At 51.8% G+C, this 24087-nt stretch carries 17 protein-coding genes; 2 read left to right on the top strand and 15 right to left on the bottom strand.

What is annotated here, in order from left to right; genetic code table 11:
- Positions 1–113: 113 nt before the first annotated feature.
- From AC5S16_RS13880 to AC5S16_RS13900, 5 genes are all read right to left on the bottom strand, one after another.
- Positions 114–1235, bottom strand: a complete 1122-nt coding sequence (locus tag AC5S16_RS13880; RefSeq protein ID WP_493930674.1) for a YqcI/YcgG family protein — start codon at positions 1233–1235, stop codon at positions 114–116.
- A 383-nt stretch (positions 1236–1618) separates the two neighbouring features.
- Positions 1619–2569 (bottom strand): class I SAM-dependent methyltransferase, encoded by a 951-nt coding sequence (locus AC5S16_RS13885; protein ID WP_493930675.1) that lies wholly within the window; start codon positions 2567–2569, stop codon positions 1619–1621.
- Between the two features lie 494 nt (positions 2570–3063).
- Positions 3064–3651, bottom strand: coding sequence for a carboxymuconolactone decarboxylase family protein (locus AC5S16_RS13890; protein WP_493930676.1), 588 nt, complete (start codon positions 3649–3651; stop codon positions 3064–3066).
- Positions 3652–3905: 254 nt separating this feature from the next.
- Positions 3906–4841, bottom strand: a complete 936-nt coding sequence (locus AC5S16_RS13895; RefSeq protein ID WP_493930677.1) for a tetratricopeptide repeat protein — start codon at positions 4839–4841, stop codon at positions 3906–3908.
- A gap of 139 nt (positions 4842–4980) precedes the next feature.
- Positions 4981–7653 carry a TonB-dependent receptor gene (locus AC5S16_RS13900; protein WP_493930678.1) on the bottom strand — a complete coding sequence of 891 codons (2673 nt, stop codon included), beginning with the start codon at positions 7651–7653 and terminating at the stop codon, positions 4981–4983.
- A 354-nt stretch (positions 7654–8007) separates the two neighbouring features.
- On the opposite strand from AC5S16_RS13900, the gene AC5S16_RS13905 reads away from it, so the two are divergent.
- Both AC5S16_RS13905 and AC5S16_RS13910 read left to right on the top strand, forming a co-directional pair.
- Positions 8008–9138 carry a sensor histidine kinase gene (locus tag AC5S16_RS13905; RefSeq protein ID WP_493930679.1) on the top strand — a complete coding sequence of 377 codons (1131 nt, stop codon included), beginning with the start codon at positions 8008–8010 and terminating at the stop codon, positions 9136–9138.
- Between the two features lie 14 nt (positions 9139–9152).
- Positions 9153–9905, top strand: coding sequence for a LytR/AlgR family response regulator transcription factor (locus tag AC5S16_RS13910; RefSeq protein WP_493930680.1), 753 nt, complete (start codon positions 9153–9155; stop codon positions 9903–9905).
- A 2-nt stretch (positions 9906–9907) separates the two neighbouring features.
- Here AC5S16_RS13910 and AC5S16_RS13915 read toward each other — a convergent pair whose 3' ends face one another.
- The 10 genes from AC5S16_RS13915 to AC5S16_RS13960 all read right to left on the bottom strand — a co-directional run bounded on the left by AC5S16_RS13915 (position 9908) and on the right by AC5S16_RS13960 (position 24026).
- Positions 9908–11458, bottom strand: a complete 1551-nt coding sequence (locus tag AC5S16_RS13915; protein ID WP_493930681.1) for an ABC transporter ATP-binding protein — start codon at positions 11456–11458, stop codon at positions 9908–9910.
- A 654-nt stretch (positions 11459–12112) separates the two neighbouring features.
- Entirely contained in the window at positions 12113–12724 is a 612-nt protein-coding gene (locus AC5S16_RS13920) for a glycosyltransferase family 25 protein (RefSeq protein WP_493930682.1), read from the bottom strand.
- A gap of 87 nt (positions 12725–12811) precedes the next feature.
- A complete protein-coding gene (locus AC5S16_RS13925; protein WP_493930683.1) occupies positions 12812–13687 on the bottom strand; it encodes an alpha-1,2-fucosyltransferase in 876 nt (291 codons plus the stop codon).
- Positions 13688–14255: 568 nt separating this feature from the next.
- The gene (locus AC5S16_RS13930) at positions 14256–16592 is read right to left on the bottom strand and encodes a condensation domain-containing protein (RefSeq protein ID WP_493930684.1); all 2337 of its coding nucleotides are present in this window, start codon (positions 16590–16592) and stop codon (positions 14256–14258) included.
- Positions 16593–16798: 206 nt separating this feature from the next.
- A complete protein-coding gene (locus AC5S16_RS13935) occupies positions 16799–17614 on the bottom strand; it encodes a hypothetical protein (RefSeq protein ID WP_493930685.1) in 816 nt (271 codons plus the stop codon).
- Between the two features lie 260 nt (positions 17615–17874).
- Positions 17875–18777 (bottom strand): hypothetical protein, encoded by a 903-nt coding sequence (locus AC5S16_RS13940; protein WP_493930686.1) that lies wholly within the window; start codon positions 18775–18777, stop codon positions 17875–17877.
- A 1454-nt stretch (positions 18778–20231) separates the two neighbouring features.
- Complete coding sequence (locus AC5S16_RS13945) at positions 20232–21110, bottom strand: alpha-1,2-fucosyltransferase (protein WP_493930687.1); 879 nt, start codon at positions 21108–21110, stop codon at positions 20232–20234.
- Between the two features lie 57 nt (positions 21111–21167).
- Positions 21168–22361 carry a glycosyltransferase gene (locus AC5S16_RS13950; RefSeq protein WP_493930688.1) on the bottom strand — a complete coding sequence of 398 codons (1194 nt, stop codon included), beginning with the start codon at positions 22359–22361 and terminating at the stop codon, positions 21168–21170.
- Positions 22362–22424: 63 nt separating this feature from the next.
- Positions 22425–23417, bottom strand: coding sequence for an NAD-dependent epimerase/dehydratase family protein (locus AC5S16_RS13955; protein ID WP_493930689.1), 993 nt, complete (start codon positions 23415–23417; stop codon positions 22425–22427).
- A gap of 132 nt (positions 23418–23549) precedes the next feature.
- Complete coding sequence (locus tag AC5S16_RS13960; RefSeq protein WP_493930690.1) at positions 23550–24026, bottom strand: hypothetical protein; 477 nt, start codon at positions 24024–24026, stop codon at positions 23550–23552.
- Positions 24027–24087: the final 61 nt, after the last annotated feature.

Consider the following 24087-nt stretch of genomic DNA (forward strand, 5'->3'; position numbering starts at 1 on the left):
GGTTGGGAATCGATGACAAGGACCAAGGCGGCCGGAGCTTCGTCAAGACTGAGCTCAACGATTGCACTGCCCGGTGCAGAGGCCACGTTGGCGCGAGATGCACCTCGGATGATTCAAGGAAGTGTACGGAAGGGGCAAGCTCCGCGCTCTGCTTCATTATCGTCCGGCAAAGCATACTGCTTCCATTCGCGATTGATAGAGTCCCCATAGAATCCGATATCGGGATGAACGGGCATCCCGTCATAGGCGAGCATACGCTTGTGTATACGTTGCCGAACTGAAGATGCGATCGGCTGAGAGGTCGTCGGATCGATGAAAAGAGTTCGGGGCTGAAATATTAGAACCATACCCGGCCCAAGATTCCTGCTGCGGCGGAGCCGATAAGTTGGCGAGGTTCCGACTACAAACATCTCATGACCCTCGAAGGACTCGTTCATGTTTAGATCTATTTCTCCAACACCACTGAGGCCTAGCTGGCAGCCCAGGGTGGACCGAGGTGCCAATATTTCACTGGCGTCCGACAGAAATGCCGCCCACCACGAGAACGTGCTATTCGAGAGGATGATGCGATGAAATCGCTTCATAAATCCAAAGTGTTCGGCCGGTGTTGCGTCATAGTAGACAGGTGAATATTTGGCTAATGACAACCGAACCTGACTGTCCAGACCGACGCCGCATACATACACCTTACCAACGTCGTGCAGTCGGCTCAGCGCCTGGTGGTAATACGACATAGACAGGGTGGCGTCATGTAACCAGAAGTCAAGACCGCGACGAATATTCAACACCACGTCCTGAGGTCTCAGTTCATAAGGACAGGAGGGTGACCGAAAGTCAAACCAGTTTCGAATGGAGCTCTGAAATGGTTCGAAATACTCATATCGTTGGAAGTTACCAAGAAGCCGAATTTTTCGAGGTGTAGGGTTTGCGAGCAGGCCATAGAGATCGATGGTGTGGCTGTTCCATGAGTCATCTGTAGTCATGTCGAAGTTTTCGACGGGGATCTCTAATCGTCTCCCCGGTATATGCAGTGGTGCGTTAGGGAAACAATCTTGAAGTCCATCCAAACTAGCGGAAGAACCAATATCCAGCTCGCGCCCCATAAATGCAAAAACAGGGTGTTTCGGCGGTACGCAGGTGAGTTCCAATCGATGGTGCTCGGCGATGATGCGACCTATGGCATATTGAAAGAGATTGTTGCCGAGGCGGCCTGTCATGATCACTTCAACGGACATGTTTCTTCCCTTGATTGGTTTTCATCCCATTTTTCATGATTTACAGAAGGAAGCCGAAATCGTGCTCAAAGTCAGTTAGATAACACTACAACTATCGAGAGAGTGTCATGTGGCTAGCATTGGTCAGCAAAAGAAGTCTGATCGCATAACAAAGTCTGCATTGTTAGGACGAGGGTAGTACGGTACCAACTATGCAATTGGTTTCTGCGGACCCAGCAGAGCCCCGGAATTAGCGTGCGGATTTCCGTACACTCAGCAGGTAAGCGACCAAGGTGCCGTTGTGGATAAGTATCAGAAAGCACGTTTCCGTTGGAAACGGATCTCTTGAATCCCAGATGAAAACCAGCTGCTCCGCAGCTATAGCTGTGAAACAAGAATCCGGCTTAGGACGAGGATGACACTTTAGGTTCAAGGAGCCAGAGAAAACTCGCTGGAATGGTTTCTCCCGAACTCGATCTCACTTCATCGAAGCGCCGTTCGGCCTTAAGCGAATACGGGATATTATCCACGACTGTCTGCCACATATCCCACGAGAGCACACCCTGCCCAGATAGTTCATGGAAGAGCAAGAACTCAGGCATAATCGACAGGTCGTGATCTCCAGCTAAGACCTCAGCCGGAATGTTGTTTATCTCTCCGAGGATCACCTGAGCTTGAGGAAGCGTAGCATGTACCGCGGAAAAGAAGGCCACCATTTTCGCAGGCGAACCCTCGGAAAATTCGTGGCCGACAAACCACATCGAAATTATCAGTCGCAGACTTCTACGAATTCTTTCTGGAGCAGCTTGGCTCCAGGTTGCAACATCATGTCCATTCGCAGCGACCGCTACCAAGCCGGCGTCAAGCGCTGGGCCGAGACGCCTTTTGGTTTCTTCGACTGCTGTTTCGGAGAGGTCAATGCCAAAGGTGGTTAGACCCGGCCATCGCTCTTGCGCCAATGCAAGAAAACGACCGTCTCCGCATCCTATGTCGATGATGGCTTCAGGTACGTGTGATGAAAAGAAGTCGAAGGCTTCAGGAAAAAACTTCTTACTGTGCAGTTGCCCGCTTCCATAGACGTTTCTGCGGCGGTTTACGGAAGGCCTTGCTTCCTTCCCCGCGAGCAGGTTTGGCAGTTCGTGAAGATACTGCGCATAAGACATTAGCAATGAGAAAGCACCGTTTCTCGCTACAGATGTGCGTCCTTCTGGAGTGAGCGAATATTCCTTGTTTGTCCCTCGTGTCAGCAGGCCAATGCTGTGAAGGTAACGGAAGAGGACAGAGATAATCTCCGGATGGGGGAGAGAGTCCCAATCCGCAGCAGAAAATTCACCCTCCAGCATCCGTTCAGCCATGCCCATCTCACCGAGAGTGGCAATTACGGGAGATGCGAAGTAACCGCGCAAAAGTGCTACTAGTCTCCCGCGTTTTGTGTCAGCTGCATGTTTGCTAACTAACGGGGGCTCTGCACCTTGGCATTTCAAGAGTATAGAGGAGAGATCCGTCGTAACTATTCCCTTGTCTTCTCGTTTTGCATTTGTCATTACAAACCTCGCATTGGATTGATTGAACGAACCATTTGAATGGTGCTGAGACTCAGCGCGTTCGGTCGGGCGCAATTGTCTTTGAGGGCGGCCTGATTTCGGTAGGGTGTTCCCCAGCAGGACATTTAGAATCGCGCCAAAGAGCGGCAGCATGAAGAAGGCAGACGATGGCACTGAGGATGATGATTCTCTGTTCCTTGTATCAGGAGCGCGCGTGAGCAGATTTGGCTGTGTGGAAGTCTATGCTATTCAGGCCGAAAGAGCTTTTCGGAATTGGTCATCCCGGATAAATCTCGAAACCCTTCTCATTGCTTCAGACCTTCTGCGCCGGAAGGCACATCATGAAATGCAAGAGTGTATGACACTATGCTGTAGTAGCCAAGGATCAGCGTGACATCTGACACCCCATTGTTGCCGAGCAGCTTCACCGCACGCTCGTATAACCCCTTGGCGACATAGCGGGAGTTGATCAGCGCTGTCGATAGTTCATAAATCACCTGCTGGCGTGGATCATCGAACGCGACCGGTAATCCGATGATCATGCGTTCTACCTTTTCTTCTGAAATACCGGCTTCTTCTGCCATTCGCTCATGGTTGGAGATCGGAAACGGTGCGCCGATCTTAGAAATGATGAGGAGCGTCGCGATCTCTCGTTCGGCACTATTAAGACTAAAATGTTCTCTGTAATACACGCCGATGGGGATCATCAAGTTCATCAGCGCTGGACTCTCCGCCCAAATCTTGTATGGCCCTAGAAAACTGCCCGGTGCCGCCGAGACCTTTTCGTAGGCTTCCCGCTGCTCCTTATTCATTCTGTCAATGGGAATCTCTGCGTATCGTCCGAAAGTTGGTTGCATAGTCATTATGTGCTCCTTGTAGTAGCGCGGCTGCATATCTCCATCATCGTGAGATGAATAATTTCGTGTTCGTCAACATTTGGCTGGCGACGGCAGCCCTTTAGAAAGGCCGGACATGGCAGACACGGAAACTCTTCTTTTCAACGACGATGACTTCGCCAGAGGCATTGCTGAGACCATCACAGAGACACACCAAGTGATGATGCGACTTCTCGGTTGCGACCACATGGTTGACCGGGGTCATACCGCTGCTAGATCAGAAATCACGCCGCAGACGATGGGGCTACCTATCAATGAAGAGCGTCAACACTGACAAGGCAAGAAGGACATTGACCACTAAAAAGAGTCGAGAGTTCTGTTTTGCTAGCCTGTCTGAGGTTTTTGGCAGCATCGCGTGCTCCTGTTTTATCAAGCACACGGGAATATGCTAGCTCTGCGGTGAGATATCGAACGCTGTGTTCCCCAAATGCACGCTTTATAATCGAGAGTCCCGCCTGCATCTCCTTCTTTGCATTCACGAGGTCGTTCAAATGAAGGTAGGAGTTTCCAAGAAGCATGTGAGCCCATCCTGACATCCCGTAATCGTTTCCGTGCTGGTCTTGCCAGAGATGCAAGGCAGCCTCATAGGACGAAAGCTCGTTAGGATAGTCTTTTTCTCTTTCGAATGCCCAGGCACGAATGGTGTAAAACATTGCGCGATCATCGGCTCCCATGTTCGCTGCTTTGGGCAAAACGCAATAGCCCTCAGCCAAGTATTTCTTGGCTGGCCGAAGATGCCCTTCACTCAACTCTATTCCAGCCAAGTTCGCGTAAGATCTGGCGATGCCGGCGAAGTTATTCGCCTCTTGGTATGCGGAAAGTGCTTTGAGACGGAGATGTAATGCCGCATCAAGCTGGTTTGTCTGGCTGTATACATCGGCTAGATTGGACAGAAGGTCCGCCAACCCGTTGGGCATTGAACGTGCCTCGGGCTCGGGAATGACCTTGAAGGCCGATATGGCCTTTTCGAATGCCGCACGCGCTTCGTTAAATCGCTCCTCATCGGTATAGGAAAGCCCGAGAACGTTCCAAGCCGTTACGAAGTTGCTGGACGAGAGTTTGCTACCGGACAGCAACGCTTCGACGATTCGAATTGCGTCTTCGGGACGGTTTGCACGTTCTGCCTCGATGGCCTCTTGTAGTACTACTCCCAGCTCTTGAGACGCCGTCATCTGCCACGTGGACATCGTCACGACAAGAACTACAGTGCCGCAGACACTTCCGATCTGCCTAGATCGGAGCCTCGGTAGACGTGACAAGATGCATCTCTTACTTCGGGACTCGTTACCCACGCCGCGACGTGCTCGCACTAAGGAGGAGGTTAGCTCAAAAAGCAAATCGCACTCCCAACTCCAGCCTTCTTGCAGTTTGGGCCGCAACAGCTTGGCCAAGCGCTGACGATGAGGCAACCGTATTCACAGTCGTCACGTTCGTGTGGTTGAGGAGGTTCGCGCTACGCGCGTTGAATGTCATTATTCGGGGGTGATCCTTGTCCTTGGGGTTAAGAACGAAGGCGCGGCTCAGATTCGTATCCAGATGAATCACGCCCGGCATGGTCCCAAGGCTGGCAGGCACATTCCCATTAACTGTATTTGTCGTCAATAAACCGAACCGCGTGTTATAGACACCCGAACCCGTGGCGGATGCATACGAGGGGCGATCCGTGAAATTTCCGTCGCCATTGTTGTCTGTGCCCGTCGTGACGTTATAAGGAAGCCCACTACCGACATCAAACTGAACTGTCCCCTGAATTTTGTATGGAAGGTTGAGGTTTCCGAAAAGAGTGAAACTATTTGTTCTCTCCCAATCAAGACGCCCCCATTCTCCTTTGTTGGAATAACTCGACTGTGGAGGTCGATTGCCCGAGCTGTCGGCCTTGAAATTCACATACACATATCTAGCTAAGAGGCCAAACCGCTTGTAACTGTGTTGCTCGAGGCTGAACCATAACTGCGGGCCATCGCCGTGACCAGAATTCTGATACTCCACCATGTTTTCACCGGGGGCGATTGGACGTGGCGCCTCGAGAGCTGCTGTAGGATCTGGAGCGACACCGACGCTGTTGGCGACCAGTGGGGCATTGATGTTGACGGTGCGGATGAGACCATAGCCCTTTCCGAAGAGGAATCTGGCACTGGCATGCCAGTGATGGGCAAAGTCATGCTCAACGTCGACATAGCTCATGAATGACCTGGATTGAAAGGGATTCGGAGGAAACAAATTGGTTGTGGCAACCTGAATGGACCCCGGAACCGGAGTAAGGGGTGTGCTGTAACTTGGAGAATACACCGTCGTCTGCCGCTGCAGGGTCCCATTTAGGCGATAAACATTAGTCGCGTAGCTCGGGTCGGTAGCTAGGGCAAAGAGCCCTGCGCGAGCGTGAAACACCCACGTCTGTTTTTTATCGGGTGACCATGCAAAAGCAACTCTGGGACCGAAGTTGGCGAATGTGCCTGGCGTAGTCTGAAACTGGTAGCGAAAGCCAGTATCGACCGTCAGCTTCTTTGTAAGCTTGAAGGTATCCTGCGCCCATAAATTGACTTGCCACTGCGCCAACGGAACCAGCGGCGTCCCCGTGGTCACCTGATAAGTGGTCGGCGACCCGCCCGCAAGACCGAGCAGGGCTCGCCGGTACTGTTCGAGAGCGCTGATGGTCGTTGTCGCGCCGGTTGGGTTGTTGTTTGCGTCGAGGACAGGAGCGCTCCCGCCGCCAAACACGTATGCGCCATTAAATGTGTCCGGGTCGTAATCATGCACGAAGATGCCGAGCGATTGTGCTCCGAATGCAAACGTATGTCTCTTGTGCACGACGGTCATATCTTCGTCTACTTCGAGATCACGTTCTCGGTTGTTGAGGTTTTGGCTGGTTGCACCCCCGCCAAGGAAGTATCCGGCAACCTGCACGGAAGGAGCGTTCGACAGCGGTGTCTGAGCTGTTCGCTTCCAGCTATATCCGATGTGGGTTTCGTGCAGGATATTCGGGCTGATGGTTTGCGTATTATGGAATCGCAGATCGTATTCGCTGACCAAGCTCGAATACCCGGCATCGGCGAGTACGAGACCGCCGACACCTTGATTGCCTTCATTGTTCACATTCGCTGAGAACGAGAGACTGGCTACATTATTGGGCGTTAACTGCCAGTCTCCACGTGCCGATGCAATCCAGAGCCGCTGTGGAGCTGAAACTGTCTGCTGCTCCGGAACGCCGTTTCCGTTCGATCCTAGGCCGCCATCTGCGTCGAGCGTGACTGCATTCACCACGTTGAATTCGTCAATGTCTCGCTTTTCAAGTGCCAGCGAAAATCCACTTTTCTTTGAGATGATCGGCCCACTCAATTCAAAGCCGTATCGCCGCCTCCCAGCAGGCGTGGCGGTAACGGAAAACGGGTCGGTGGCGTTGAAGATTCCGTCGCTGTCCGTGAAGAAGGCGGCGCCGTGGAAGGCATCAGCCCCCGGCTTTGTTGTAATTTCGATGACGCCTCCAGAGAAAGGAGGCCACTTGGATTTGGCTGAGAACAGATCGGGGTTGATGCGAATGGATGCAATCGAGTTCTTCGGTGGGAGGGCGCTTGGATTCTGAAAACCGTCTACTGAAATGGTCGACTGAGTTGGATCGCCACCAGCCTCGGACGCCAGCACCTGGAGCTGACGCAGAAAATCATCCGGGTCATCGGCGAGGGCCTGCACAGCCTTTGTGTTCAGAGCCGTGGTGGCACTGCCATTATCATCTCCTGAGTCTCCGCTGACCTGAATATCCGTCTGAACGGCTGCAACCTCCAACCGGATGTTGAGATGAACTTTTCCGGTTGACCGAACTGGTACGCGCGCGGTGCCATTTGCAAATCCGTTGGCTTGCACTGCGATGAGCTCGTTGGCGGCAACGCAAGGGATTACATAGCGCCCCATTGCATCGGTCGTCGCCGCTACCCCGGCAGCCCGTACTGTGGCTCCAGGAATCACGGCTCCAGTAGGATCAGTGACGACGCCATCAATGTGCACGCCTAAACCACATGGTTGCTGGGTTATCCCAAAACGGGGGCATATCAGCAATATCAAGAGAAGTGCAATATCACGGCAAACCTTGCGGTCGAGCTGCGCAAACCATCCATCGCATTTGCATCGGCGCGTCCGACACCTCTGTTCATTGACCAGCAGACCATCTTTCATGTTTCTTACTCCTGCCTAGAGGCCCTTCATAGCCCCACCATAGGCAGGAAACCCCAGCCTGGAAAAGTCAATTGGGACGAATCGTAGCCATAGAATGCTGAATCGTAATCTCAGCTCAAAGGGGCTTTTCAGCGGTACGAAAGCGGACTTACTATTTCTGACAGAAGCTTTAATCGGGAGCTGTCTGTGAAGCAATCGTCATCGATCAAAGTGCAAGCCATCCGCGCAGCGCAGCTTTTCGCTCTATGGACGGCAGTAGTAATCCTATTTGCATTGCAGTGGTACGGTTACGAGCTGCTTCAGGGCCATGCTGTTCATCTGGTGCCATATCTCCGCTGGTCGATGGAGCAGTGGTATACCTGGTTCATTCTCACGCCGCCTGTACTTTGGCTTGCGGAAAGATATCCCATCAATCCGCGCCGCCCCATTCGCTCTCTCGCTTTGCATTTGGCGGCCAGTCTCGTGGGCGCGTTCCTCGCTGTTTGTATTCAGTCCGTTGCGTCGCATTTCTTCGAGCCAGGAATGCGAGCTATCCGGGTCTACATCATGTTTTTTCTGAGCAAGGATGCAGCAATTTACATTGGCACCTATTGGACCATCACCGCCTTAGCTCAGACGTTGCATTTTTATCGGGAGAGCAGCGATAGACAGTTGCGGGAAACACAATTGGAAAGGCAATTGGCGCAAGCGCAACTCCAGGTTCTCCAGATGCAGTTGCACCCCCATTTCCTCTTCAATACTCTTCATGCCATTGGAACGTTGATTCGAGAGGATCCCGATGCTGCCGAACAAATGCTGCTCGATTTGAGTTCTCTCTTACGAATTTTTCTGGAGCAGAATTCCTCACAGCAAATCTCCTTGCGACGCGAACTGGCTCTGGTCGATCACTATCTAAATATCCAAAGTGTACGATTCGGAGATCGCCTAAAGATTCGTTCCCACATCGCTCCCGAAACCCTGGACTGTTCCGTTCCTGCACTGATTCTTCAGCCAATCGTGGAGAATGCGATTGTGCATGGTGTGGCAAAGAATCCAGGCGGTGATGTGATCGAGATCAAAAGTTGGCACGGGCACACGGGCTTGGAGATCGAGATATGCAATTCCAACAGCGTCCTTCCCGCCAGCATAGGTCATGACGGTGCAGGCTGGGGGATCGGACTATCTAACACCGAACAGCGCTTAGTTCAGATATACAGTGGCTCCGCAAAGCTCTCTATTCAACCCCAGTCCCCACAGGGAGTGGTATGCAGGATTGGCTTGCCCTTCGAAATAAACACGTTGGAGTCTCCAGAAACGGAGGCACTCCTCTCGTTATGACTATCAGGACAATTGTGATTGACGATGAGCCTTTGGTTAGGACCAGCATCATTAGAGTCCTGCGTACTGATAGGGACATTGAGGTACTACGTGAGTGTGGGGATGGCATATCTGCCCTTCAGGCCATCAAAGAAGAGCGCCCTGACCTCATCTTTCTCGATGTACAGATGCCTGGATTGACCGGCCTTGAGGTTATAGAGGCGGTAGATGGAGCCGCGATGCCGATTACAATTTTTGTGACGGCATACAAGGACTATGCCATTGAGGCGTTTGAAGCAAACGCTGTGGACTATATTCTGAAACCCTTTGGAAAGGAGCGCCTGGAAAAGTCCATAGCGCGTGCGAAAGTGCGACTTGCGCCATCCGTCGATGGTGGATATGCAGTTCAACTACTGCAAGCGCTCACTGCGGTTCAAAAGCAGCAACAATATCAGGAGCGCATTGCTGTTCCCGTCAATGGACGTATTCTCTTGATTGAAGCCAAAGACATCGATTGGATCGAAGCGGACAAGAACAGCGTGCGGCTGCACGTGGGAAACATTGGCTATGAACTGCGCAATACGCTCTCAAACATCGAATCCATGTTGAATCCGAAGCAGTTCGCTAGAATTCATCGCTCGACGCTGATAAACGTCTCGAAGGTTAAAGAGATTCATCCGTGGTTTCACGGCCATCACAAGATTATCCTGCAAAATGGCAAGGAACTTCGTATGAGCCGTTACCAGAGCGAGAGTGCAAGGCTCCTTCTGGGCCACTGCAGTCGATAACCTTAGGGCTGAGGGGCGCTGACGTTTGTTCGCGAAAATCCGAAATCGTCGTTGTAACCGGATGCCTGAAGATGAAACATCGAGGCATATTCTCCACCACAGGCAATGAGATCTTCGTGGGTGCCCTCTTCAATCAACCGTCCGTGGCTGAGGACTAGGATCTTATGGGCCATCCGTACTGCTGGTAATCGATGGGATATCAATACTGCCATCTTCCCAGACGTGAGCTTGGCAAAATGTTCGATCAATAGGAATTCATTCATCGCATCGAGCGATGCAGAGGGTTCATCAAGGATGAGCAACTGAGCTTTGCGCATACACGCCCGGGACAAAGCAAGCTTTTGCCAGTCGCCACCTGAAATTTCCATTCCGCCCTCAAATCTCTTGCCAAGTAGCTGCTGATAGCCGTTGGGCAGTCTCTCAATTATCGGCAATGCCAGTCCCGCTTTCGCAGCCGTCTCGATTCTGGCATGATCATCCCGCGATGAAACGTCGCCGAACCCAATGTTCACGCCTGCCGTCATCTCGTATCGTACAAAATCCTGAAACACAACACTGACTTGCTTTTGATAAGACTCTTGATCGTAATCCCGAATGTTTACTCCATCCAACAATATCGATCCTTCGGTCGGTTCATAAAGCCTTGCCAAAAGTTTCGTTAAAGTCGTTTTTCCGGCTCCGTTTTCGCCCACCAGAGCGATCGTTTCGCCGGGTTCAATGACAAATGACACTCCATTGAGGGCATCGTTCGGCGATCCGGCATAGCCAAATGATACATTTCGGAATTCAAATCCTTTCACAATGTTGCGAGGCATCTGGCGCCTCTCTCCTGCAGGACGGGCACGAGGAGCGTTGCGGAAGAATTCGAACACATCGCCAAGATGCAAGGTTTGATCGAGAGTTCGTGACAATGTGGTGAGGATATCTTGCACTTGCAATTTACTTCGCTGGAAGCTGGCTCCCAGGAAGAACAGAGTTCCAATCGTAATGATTGCATGGCCGGCCTGCCAGACCAGAACTCCGTAGCCCGCGTAGTAGGCTATTGATCCGATACTCGCCAACATTCCCCCAAGAGTATTGCGTTGTTTCGAGAGAGTAGCGTTTTCGCTCTTAAACTGTTCTCCAAGTGCCTTATATTCCTCGGCAAAATGGTGCCCAAGCTGAAATGCTCGTATCTCTTTAACGGTCGTTGCCGTTGTAGAGAGGTTCATGAGGTAGTCCATGGTCCGGCGCAACGGAGTTCTCTTTCGGTGTAAATAGTGCGCGGCCCCAGCGAAATACATTTCCATTGCAGCGAGAGGAAGTAGTGCAACCAACTGCAAAAGGACGAGCCATGGAGCGTATAGCGCGATACCGCCAATCAATGCCACGAGACCAATCGCGTTTTGGAGTATTTGGGCAAGACTGAATAAGACTCCCAACTGGGTTCCTATCTGTGAGCGTGCGCGTTCCAACTGATCTTGAAATACAGGGCTCTCTAAGTCCTCGAAATCGAGTTTGTTTGAATGCTCGAGAATCCGGACGTTCAGATAGTGCACAAAAAGATCACTCATCCGTACGTCTGAATAGTTCGCGAGCCTCCCGCAGACATCGGTTGAGACAATAAGGCCTAGTTCGATCGCAAAGAACCTCCATGCTCTAGGCCATAAGAGGCCTGGCGATGTTTGGACGTGGATAAGAGTGTCAATTAATGTCTTTGATGCCCACAGTATTAAGGGAGGAAAAGTCGCCAGAACCAGTCGGAGGCCGATCGAAACGATGACAAGAAGCCCGCTGGCGTGCCACAGTTCCACCAGAATTTCCGGGATACGGCGCAGAGAAGCCAGCCTGACACGCCAAGGTTGTTTTGCTGAAGTAGTCATCATTCGGTGTGAGGCTCGGTGACATCAAGGTAAGCGTCCGATTCTTCTTTCAATTACCCACAAATTGGACACCGATGATCTCTCCGAGTTCGATATCGGTTAGGCGAACCAGGCCTCTCCAGTTGACTCTATTTATGGACGGCAGATCACGGTATGAGCAAGACATCCGCCGAGTCGGGTGAGTTTGAACAGCTTTAGTCAATATTGAATCGTAAGCCCATGCGAGCATCGTGGAAATGGGTCGGTCTACTGCGAGAATGAAACGTACTCGTCTGGCGGAGAGACGACAAGCTCTCGGCAAATTCGATCTTGACACCCACAATCCAAGAAGTATCCAGGTTACGGTTATCCGTCCTGTGCGGACCAGCGGAGGGTTCGAGCGTCACCATAGATAGATGAGATGCCGCCATCCTGTCCGATCAGATTCGGAACGATAGCCCATTTCTCAGCATCGACCCGAAGGAGTAATTGATCGATTGCTGCTAGCTGCATGTATCGGTTCAGGGTATCGAGATAGGAGTCATAGTAACGAGCTGATACGCAATAGGCATGGGTGCAAAGAGTTCCGCTGATTCGAACAAGACGCGGCGCCGACGGCGTTTGCTCGGCCAGCCAATCGTAGAAATAGAGCAAATCGTACTCTAGCCTGCTCACTTGCGAACTGACTTGCCCCCACTGTACAAGAAACTCAGGCCGAAAAACGACGTCATCTTCGAATATCAGCACGTTCTTGTATTGCCGTTCTCTGGCGAGGCTGACGATGGCATGGTGGCCCAAAGTGAGACCTATCTCGGACGCTCTGAGAATCGAAGATGGCTGTGTGTCTGTGATGGCTCTATAGCGCTCAAACTCAATACCCAATCGCGAGAGTTCCTGAGAAACTTTCGAAAGCCTGTCAGGTTGTGAATCTGCATTGATCACAAATGCCTTATCGAAGCAATCCAGTACGCGTGTCATCTTCGCCTCTTCCTCTGTACCTTCCGACGGAACGATATAACTCTGGCGACATCATTGTCCTAACATCAAGAACTTGTCCCGGTTAACCTAAATTCGCGTCCAGGTTCCAGGAACAAGATGATTGGAATTCCTGGATGGAGGATTAAGAACATTATTTTCCTCCGAACGAAACCACCGGCGAGGTGCAATCACAAACTTATCGGGGTGGCTCGCCAACCACGCAGCCCACCATGAGTATGTGCTATTTGCAATTACGAAGTGTTTGCATTGAATCATCAAGGACAAGTCATCCGCTGCGTGAGACTCCCGCAAATGCCCATGCTCGATGTAGGTAGTCGGGAATGGGAAACTGATGTTCTCTTTGCACCATGCAATATCATCCGAAAATACGAAAAGATGAGGATGAACAACTCGAGAGCAAACTATCTCCAAAGCCCGTCGGTAGTAGTCCAAGCCAAGCCATCCCTTGTCATCCTCAGCCCGAAGGTAGTCGGTGCGCCGAATATGAACACACACGGAGTCAAGGTTGTTGACCATTTCAACCAGAGAGATATCGTGAGGGACCCGGAAAGCGCTCTTGAAGGTGAAATCAGCGCGAATGACATCTGCAATGCCTTCAAAGTACTTCTCGCTTTGCCACCAGCCCCTCAATCCTAGATGTCTGTGGGGACCGGAGTCCGTAAGGACTTCTGGAAAATATCCGAATCCAGGCTCCATCACAGTCCAGATTAGGTCAGCCCCGTCGTTTTGCATCTTCTCGATCGTGGTGATCTGCGAATGGATATTGAAGACGTTGAGGCCGAATCTTCTATGGTCTCCGTCTTCAGGCTGATCGGAGTCTTCTGAGGCAACATTTGCGAGATATAAGAACAAACCATCGTTTCGATGGATAGATAGACAACGACCGAGCGCGTATTGGAACATTTGATTGCCCAACCCTCCAATCAGCTCAACTATTACCATGTCGCAACCTCCCCAACTGAGTCGGAGATGGAGTCATCTGCTCCTCCTGTTAACGCAATTGCTGACTGTGTAGTTTGGCAAGTCACCTCGGCGAATCGAACGCCAAGGCCAGGTATTGCGCCTGTCTAGCCTTCTGCTGGATCTGAGACGCCGCCGTATTAATGCGTAGCGGAAGGAAGTCGGAGACCGCCGCGCCAACTTTGCATGCGACAATACGCCCCTTAAGGTCAGCACGTTAGTTACATCATGAGACCCAGAACCATTGGAGATCGGTCGCGCTTTCCAATCAGGATATCGCCTCGTTGTCACTGCGAGCCAAGGTCAGATGTATTGCAGAGCAGGGGCTGAGGAACAGCGTCGTCAGTAATCATAGAGATGTGAAGGAATTCAAGCCGTTCTTTCTGCGTCGACCGTTGCGCAGGCAGGATCTCTGGGATGTTAGGGATGCTGTTATCCAGTAATTCCGCGCTTAGCTCTGGGTATTGTCGGGTGTGAAGCGATTGGTTCGGGAGCAGGATCGTGACAATCGTCTGCGGTGCGCGGAACGAGCATGACTGTTTCCAATCGATTAGATCTTTGTTACGACGTCGTCGGAGAGAACTGGAAGGTCGGTCAACCGACAAGTAGGATCTCTTACAATTGCAGTTAGAAGGGCTTCAAATGTTTGTACTATGCGGTCGATAGATTTGCGTCTAAACATGCCAGCATCGTAACGAATCACACCGAGCACCCCGTCCGCGTCCTCAGTCATTATCAGTTCAATATCGCACGGCACTCCCTGGCGTTGTACGGGAATGGCCTCTAGCTCCACGCATCCTCGATGGAACCGCGCCCCTGGGTGCCCAAGTATGAATGCAGCTATTTCATCGCTCGGTGCGCGCCTTGCCCTCTGAAACCCGAACACTACCTGTGTCTCAGGTGTTCGATTCAGTTCTGGATTAAGTCTCAAATCGTCGAGGAGAAGTGAGTAGGGATACTCACGGTTTGCAAGCGCTGCTCTGACATCTGCTTGTACGCTCTTGAGGAAATCAGCAAACGCCAAATTCGACTCAAACCTCCCTCGGAAGGTGACTTGATTATCGAAGTAGCCAACCGTTCCCGCCTCTGAAGCAAACCGCCTGCAGGAAACCGGCGATCCAACTAAAATGTCGCTTTGCCCAGAAATTCGCCAAAGCAGTGCTTCAAATGAGGCAAGCAAAAGAGCATACAGCGAGACCCTAGAAACGCTTGCAAAACGGCGGACCAAACGAGACAGTTCTTGTTCCATCCGAAACCAGTGGGAGGCACCTTTACGGACAGGTGAATCTGGCATGTGGTCACGGGGCGGACCGAGAAGTGGGACAGCATCCTTCAAGTAGGCAATCCAGTAGGTACGCTCAGATTCAATGCGCTCTCCGCTGCCAAGGTTGGCGCGCTGGCGCTCCACAAATGCGGAGTATGGCGTGGGAACGGCCGCGGACAATGACACAACGCGACCATCGCAAGCCGCAGAATAGATTGTTGCGAGTTCCTCAAGGAGAAGAGCTGCTGACCATAGATCGGCAATAATGTGGTGCATCACAATTAAAAGAATGTCTCCACGCTCGCCTCGTAGGAATACCTCGACGCTGAAGGGTGGCCCCTGACTGAGATCGAAGGGCTTATTCGCGGCGTCGCACAGATAGTTTTCTAACTGTTCGTCTTCCCAATCGAAGGCATGGTTGACCTTAAAGGCGGCGACATGTGCAGGAAGCACAATCCGGGTAGGTCCCTCTGGGCAACTCAGGAATAGGCTACGAAGAAGAGAATGGCGTTCGGTCAGTACATGCAAAGCGCGGGCGAGAGCAGGAAGTTGCAGCGGAGTGAGGGATCTTGAGGCAGAAAACAGGTTGCCTACCGAGCTACCGGGAAAAAGAGCCTGAGCATGAAAGAGAGCACGTTGACCCTCCGAGAGCGGATAATCACCAGGTCCTTCACCGCCAGCCGCTACAATATTTTTGCTCACAACAGCTTTTACTGTTGCTCTTGATGCCAGTTCACGAAGCGACAAGTTGCGAAGCATGTCGTCAAGTGGGATAGAAATTCCTAACTCGTCTTCAAGTGACGCCTGCAAGGTGAGAGTTAGGAGTGAGTCAAAACCGAGGTCGATTAAGGAGGCCTCTGTGTCGATATTCTCGGGTGACGAGCCGAGAAAGGACGCTACGAGACCTAGACCCGCCTCCAACAGATCACGGTGCTCGGTTTCGTCGATTGCGGATATGGATCCGGACGGTTTGGTCCAAGCGCCTGTAGTTTGATGGATAAAGAACGCATCTTCCGGCCGGCTCGTGGAAAGCCCAGGTTGATAGATGCATGATGGTTTTAAGATGTGGACGTCGTCCAGCACCTCCGTAAGATGTTCCTCGGTGATTATTCTTGAAATCGCGTTTGGCCCAGTGATGTCGAATACGGAATGCCATTCACCTCGCATTGCGCCATCGGCGCGGACCTGATTGCCTATTCCGTCGAGCAGTCTCCGCCATAGGGGATGCCCCGCTGTGCTGGCAAATACGCAGTTGTGGACGCTTACTTTGATATCGTCTGCTTTCGGCCATGTCCATTCCCTGCTTACCAGTACCGCGCCGCCCGAGGGCTCCCATTGTCTTTGCAGCCGGATGTCGAAATCGAAATAGATACCGCCCACTGCTTCCATCAACAGGTATCGAACTGCATCAACGCGCATGATCTGCAGGGGAAGTCTTGAAATCACCTTGTCGTAGTAGACGGGATCGTAAGCTAATGCGAACTGATCGATATCAACATCGTCGTAAATGCGAAACTCGTGCTCTTTGTAATAGCGACGCATGATATCAAGGTTCTCTTTGAATAAATCAGGGAGTACTTCTTTGTTCTTTACCAGCAGGTGAATGATCCCAGGTATCGTCATAAAGCTCCGAGGGCGGTAGGAATACTGGATCAACCTTAGGTTGGAAGGCACTTAGGGACGCTGCAGCGCCAGATCGCCCTCAGTCTTTTAGACGCATCCGCGCATGCTGGTCATATTCCGCGACCGCTAGCGGCTTTCGGCAACGTGTTTTGGGAACTCGTGCACTCTCGAAGAGCCGCGTATCATACGTCAAGATGCCAATTCCGTTATTGTTGCTCTATTAAGAGCCGTGGCACCATGGATTTTCCAATAACTACGCCCAGAGAATCCGATACCAGCAGTATGAATCCCCTTGTCCCGTCTGTCTCAATCGCACTCGAATAGGAAGGATAGAACATTTTAAGCCGACGCTCTGATCGAGCGATTGTGTCTTTAATATAGCTCCACTCAAGCGTTCCATTCTTGTATGAATCAAACCCGAATCCCGAATCGTGTGGTACGCGAAAATCATCAATCATTACTGCAAACTCAGCCTGATTTCGTAGGATTATCTCCAACTCGCCTAAAAGGGGAATATCATCTTCCCAGTGCGCATCTAAGTAGAAAAATGGCCGCTGGTATGTGTTTGCGCGCAGCGTGCTGGTAAGAAAGTCTCGGCTGTCTAGAAGGCTTAGTTCAATTCTCCCGCCAAACGCTTGGGCAGTGACGTGTGCTATAGACTGAGCACGGTGAGGAAGCTCACAGCTTTTTATGGGCAAGTTGGTCTGCGCGGCCACTAGAAAGCACGTAGCCCCTTGCAAGGTGCCAGTTTCTATAAATACATCGAATGCCATGTCCCGTAATAATGAGACCACGATTCCACTTCGAATGATTTGTCCGTCGAAGCCGATTGCGGTGCGAGAAAGCCTGCTCTCGTGTGCTATATCGAGCAGGGATGTTAAATCTGCGGGGATTAGATTGGGGTCGAGCGAATTGCGCATGCGTTCCTCAAACTTTTGCATAGTAGATTGCACATGGATCGACAGAAAGTCGTTGAACGCCCTCCGGATATTCTCTATGTCGTCAGAGCTCAGGTTATGCATGATAGTCTCCGTCACTAAATTGGTGATGGGCCGTTGAAGGAAGTAGTATTATCGGGGCTGTTAGGCGCCGTAGAAGATCAAGTGGAGTCGTGAAAAGATCGACTTTCCGACCCGTGATCACTGTTGTGAATGGGATGTCTATAGAGATATATGCAGAATGCTTCCCGCATGTCTAGACCCGCGGCGGCTTATGTGCTGCGCGTTCTCAGTGGGGAAATGTTCAAAACGACCATGTGTAGTCCACGTCAGCCACCCATCTTCTAATCAGACAGCCGAGCATGCCCACTATTCATTTGTTGAAATATCTTATCCCATGCATTCCAAATGTATTCTCGAAGATGTGCGTTATCAGGCGATTGGGAGCTAATGCCATCGTTGGTGACCTCGGTCGCTAACTCAGGGGGCCAACTCGGATACTTGCTCAGCGCGTTCTCTATAAAGGCGACTATATCTTCAAATCTAAACGTGTGAAGATGAACTATCTGATCGCTTACTGCGATTGGATGTGTTCCTCCATACCCGAGCACTAGGCATCCATAGGCCTTAGCGTCTGACACGAGCCAGGGCTGTTCCAGGGTTGGAGAGCAGAACACGATTGGCGCTTGCTCCAGAATGGGCTTAATCTCCTCGTCCGACAGGCCATCCAATAGCTCCCATCGAAACGTCCTTAAGCTGTTCAATCCAAGAGATGTCCTTGTATTCAATACATGGCCTAATAGCCTAATGTCCCTAGGGCAATCGAGAATGTTTCCCGCAATCGCGATGATGCAATCCTTATGGCGAGGCACTCCGCATGATGGCCGGCTGAGGCGATCGCGATATTCGATCTGGAAGACAGGCAATGCTGGGTTGGCAAGATTTAGCAAAGTCTTGGTCGATTCGGACAACGTAAAGACCCCGGCAAGATTGTCACGCGCTTCCATGATGATCTGTGGGCTTAACTCAACCCCCAGCAGTACTTTCTTCCCAGGCCAATCAAACAAGAGGTTATCGCGATCGACATTCGATAACTCCCCTGAGAGCAAAATATAATCCCTTTTCGGGTCATACAGTCTCGCGGCTCTGTTGAGGTCAATGCTATTCGATTCAGCTGCCGGCGTCGTTGTGTTCGCATGCAGAGACACCGAATAAGCATTACGGCCATGTTGATTCAGCACCTCCACGTGGTGATTGCATTGTTCATGTAGAAATGATGAGGTGTGGCGCGGACTGCGCAGGTAGAAGACCGTGGGGTCGGCCGGCTGACGGTCCGTTACGGAAACTTTGGGCCGCTCGACCCCTGACATGTAAAGGGGTGGAAGGGCTGGACATTCTGGCGTCTCACAAGAGTCCTTACAGGGGCGGCACAGTAGATCACTTAAGAAGTGTCTATAGTTGTTCGCAAAGTTAGAAACATCGAGAACGACTTCTTCGTCATACACGAAGCCCAGGCTAGAAAGAATGGTCAGTCTTTCCTTCGCGCACACAGAGTGTAAGTCCGCCAAAGGAAAGATAACAGGTGTACCAAATGCCAAGCATGGCAATATGACGTGGAGCCTATTCGTATAGACTAGTTCTGCAGTCCTCAGTTGCTGCAGACGCTGAAGAGCGAGCATCCATTGATCCGCCCAAGAGATATCTCCAATATCATTAGTTAGAAAAGTTGTACCCGGTCTTCGCTTGACGTCTACGCAATATCGTCCTTTTCTAGGTCCCACATAACGATCAAACGTTAGAGTCGCGCAGCCTACCATGACGTGGGGCGTATTGCATGCAGTCAGGAGGGATCCGGTATAAGGATCGCGCGCACCGATGGGCACTTTACAATCACGCATCCGATTAATCCAGTCGAGCTCGGAAGAGGAAATATGTACTCCCGCGAAGACACAGTTACCGTCTTCCTGGGGCGCACATTTTCCCAACCAGCCGTTGGCGATGAATAGCGTCCCGTCGCTCATGACTGGAAGCGGACTATCTCTGTAAATGCTGAAACACTTACCGGGAAGGAGCCTAGTGAGGGCGACAGTTTGGACTGCATCGCCAAGATTGCCTGTATTTTTGTATGCGAACACACCGTACATAAGTCTTTATCCCATCTTCTTCTGTGGAATGATTTGAGTTGAGACAGCCACTAGCACAAGTGCTGCTGTGCTCTGAATCGATTGTTTGTCGTGGGGAGTTCAAGGCATATCGTGTGTTCGCAAGCGAATCGTGCCGACTCGTTTTAATGTTGGATGTACAACTTCTATCCGTTGTTGTGAATCGCCCGCCCACAATCAACATCCAGGGGAATTCCTGCCACAGTCCGAATAGTGTGGCGTCAAGACGAGGCCTGAGCTATCTACCCGGGAGAGGACACACCCGCAAATAGCCGTATAGGTGAAGAGTTCTTTCCGGCGTTGGATATGGGTCACGGCGAGGCGACTTCCACGAGGTCACACTCGGATTTTCGACGGCCGATACATTCCAAGAGGGGCACGGAGTCTAGCCGAAGTGCTGCAACGGCAACCTCAGCTCCGATCAGGTATCTCGTCCCTTGCATGCATGATGGTTGTCGGTGTGCCGGAATGAAGTCGAGGTGTCTCTTGATAGTTATGTGTGACGGGGATAGTGGATGCGGTAGGACCGAAGGAGCAGTCTAGACTCGGATCCATGTATTAGGAGTCAGATCGGCGGACGTGAGGTATGAGTCTTCTTTGAATGTCGGATCGTCAGCACGATACCACTTTTTCGGAGCAATCACCACCTTCTCAGGGGCCCTGCCAAGCCATGCGGCCCACCAAGAGTAGGTGCTGTTGGCAATTACGAAATGCTTGCAAAGAGACATCAAGTAGAGATCGTCCGCCGGATGCAGTTGGTCTGGAGTCTCTGAACTAACGAATATGGTTGGCAGCGATAATGACAGTTGTTTCTTGCACCATGCAATATCATCGGAGAAAACGAAAGCGCGTGTTGCCTTCGTTCGCTCCCGCACTGCCTCGATTGCGCGGGCGTAGTAAGCGAGTTCGACTGGGCCTTTAGGATCCTCGGTTTTGAGAATATCTGTTCGCCGAACATGTACGCATACAGAGTCCGATCCGGAGAGTTCCGCCACCAGAGACGCTGGATACGGCGACTTGTAACTGGACTTGAATTTGAAATCGTTGCGGATTATGTCGGTGATTTCAACAAAGTATTTTTCACTTTGCCACCACCCGACGACTCCCAGGTGGCGATGATTTCGGCCTTCATTAAGGACTTCTGGAAAGAAACCAAATCCGCTCTCTGTCACGGTCCAGATGACATTAGCCCGTTCGCTCTGGAGTTTATCCACGGTTGTAATATCGGCTGCGATGTTAAATACATCGAGACTAAAACTTCGCACGGTTTGCGGCGAGGCGTTACCAAGCGTAAATGAGGAAGTAAGAGCTTCAAGGTTGAGGAAGAGGCCGTCGCCCCGAGAAGTTGCGAGGCATCGTCCGAGGGCATATTGGAACATCTGGTTGCCCAAACCACCAATCAGTTTGACTATAACCATGGGTTCACCTTTTACTGCGGAGTTATCGATTGAGCATTCATGCTGCGGTAGATTGATTTACGACAGGCCAAAGCTCGAGATCATTGTCTCGATCAGCTGGCGTGCAGTGCCCACTCCCCGTTCACTACGAATCTTGTTCCCGAGATCACGTGCCTTGTTCCGGAGGGTGCTATCGTGCCGGCATTGCAGGATCGCATGTGCGAGTGAAGCTGGATTGAGTTTCTGGATAGGGATCGGTGGAACCGTACAGCCGTATTCATGGGCGAGCTGTGACCAGTAGCGTTGATCGTATACCTCACTGTGCGGGATGAAAATTCCAGGAATGCCCGACCGGAACACCGCTGCCGCTGTGCCGGCGCCACCGTGGGTTACAACACAACTGGCAAAGCGAAACAGCCATGAATGGGGAACATACCCAACCGCGTATGCAGTCGGATTCTCCGGCAGCGAGCCGGAAGTGAGATCAAATCCCTGTATGAGAGCTCTACTCTCGGAGAGCGATAGTGCTTGAAGAATGATGCCAAGAAGGCGTTCAGGAGATTCATGCGGCATGCTGCCTAAATTCACGACTACAGGAGCAGGGCCTGCCTGTAAGAAAGCTACCAGTTCCGATGGAGGATGGTAGTTAGACTCCGCAAAGAAGAAACCGGTCATTTGGTAATGGCTAGGCCAAGTGGCGGGTCTCGGTCTTAGATGACGACTCATTGCGTAGAGCGCCAGCTGCGGAGAGTTTGCGCCGAAGGTTAACGGGTCCTTAACGGCGGGAAGGCCAAGCTTACGCCTGAAGGGATTGACGAGCCTGTCTCCTGCTTCACGAACCGCAGGACCGCCGTTTCCGCCGAAATGTGAGAGCTGTACAGATACAAATGGAACTCCGGTAGTCTCGTGAACGATGCGAGCCAAGGGCTGTCCCGGACCGCTAATGAGAAGAGATACATCCCTCGACAGCTCTGTCAATTCCTTGAGGGCGGCTGGGAAATAGGATTGAAGGGTCGAAAACTCTTCTACCAACCGGCCACTCGCTTCATAAGCATCAGGCTGGGTTGACCATGAGAGGTTAATTTTATCGCGCAGTGTAGGGTCGTCGGCGGAGATCACTGCATACCGGAAGCCGGATTGTTCGAGCATCGGAACTGCCGACTCCGGAATGGCGAAGATTGGCTCATGCTGATGCGCCGTCAACTCTTTGGCCAGAGCGAAGAATGGTTCAAAGTCTCCTCGTGTTCCGAAGCTCGTAATCAATAAACGCATGGGGGATAATGTCCATTTGTTCGTGGCTCAGCTGTCTCGACATTGGAACTCGGAGTACGATGGCTAGTCCGCGGCGACACCCGCCGTTGGCTGCGTTCGATTGATTTGTACTTGTTGATCGATCCAGCGGTATGTTGCCTCAAGTCCAATACGCAGAGGAAGAGCAGGGGTCCAACCGAGCCTTTCACCGATTAATCGATTATCAGAGTTGCGTCCGCGCACCCCCAACGGCCCGGAGATATGGCGAATCCCGAGAGGCTTGCCGGCAATTTGCATAGCAAGTTCAGCGAGGCCATTGATCGTAATCATCTCCTCCGAGCCAATATTGACTGGTCCGGAGAACTCCGAGTCCATAAGTCGGCGAACACCTTCTATGCAATCGTCGATGTAGAGGAAAGATCTGGTCTGCTCTCCGTCACCCCATATCTCTATCTCTCCGCCGGGACAGGCCTCGGCGACCTTGCGGCAAATAGCGGCCGGAGCCTTTTCCCGGCCTCCCCTCCAGGTTCCTTCTGGACCGAAGATATTGTGGAAACGTGCTATACGGACCTGAATCCCGAAGTTCCTGGAATAAGCGAGGTACAGACGTTCGCTGAAAAGCTTCTCCCATCCGTATTCGCTGTCTGGTGCGGCCGGATAGGCGGAAGCTTCCGAACAGTTCGGGTTTGTCGGGTCCATCTGATTGCGTTCCGGATAAATACATGCCGACGAAGAGTAAAAGAAACGAGACACACCGGCTTTCCTTCCGGATTCCAGAACATTAAGGTTGATCGTTGCCGAATTGTGTAGGACGACAGCATCATGATCGCCCGTAAAGATGTACCCTGCACCTCCCATATCTGCAGCCAGCTGATAGACCTCTTCAACCTCCGCCGTGGCACGGTCCGCCATATTGGGATCCCGAAGATCACCGAGCAGGAACTCCTGGCATGGCGATGCTGAGAATTCCGGGAGCTTCAGATCCACACCCCGAACCCAGAAGCCCTCCTCGACGAGGCGTCTTGTTAAATGAGCTCCAATGAAGCCGCCAGCTCCTGTCACTAAGATCCGCTTCATAATCTGCTCCTTTTGAGAGATATACAGTATGAGTACTGGGCCAATGACGACAGACGTGACGGGCGGATCTGCAATGATCCGCCGCGGTCATCGTAGAGTTAAAGAGAGATCCATTATTGTCAGCCTGAGAACTCAGAGAACCTGAGGTCTGTTGAACTGCCTGGTGGCTGTGCCGGTTTCGTTGGCGCCTATGGTGCCGTTGGTGCCGGAAGATATGATATAGACCGACTTTCCGTCATCGACAATGGTGAAATCGAGCTGCGTCGTCAGACCAAAATCGAACGTAATGTCCGTCGTTCCGGTGCAATCCGCGTTTACTGTGTAAGTTGCGGTGAACGTGGGGCGCGTAATCACGCCACTGACGGATTGGACGCCGGTGCCTGTCACTCCGCCCCGGCCGTCCGCGACAAACCGACCCGCGAGCGAGTATTGCTCTCCATTCGCGGCGACTCCGCTTACGCTGTAACCGTACCCGCCACTTAAATTGGCGTTTGAGCAGTGGGGAGATGCCTGCTGGGTTTCCTGTTGGGCCATGCTCACGGCGGCTCCCGGGCTAAGGAGTGCAAAGACGAGAATAAGATGGCGCGTGATGCTCGAGAAGTTGATCAAAGTAGCCTCCAAATACGTTCATAAGGTTTGTCTTCGCCATCAGATGGGTTAACGGAGTCAA

It is taken from the genome of Acidobacterium sp. FHG110202_01, from assembly GCF_059115305.1.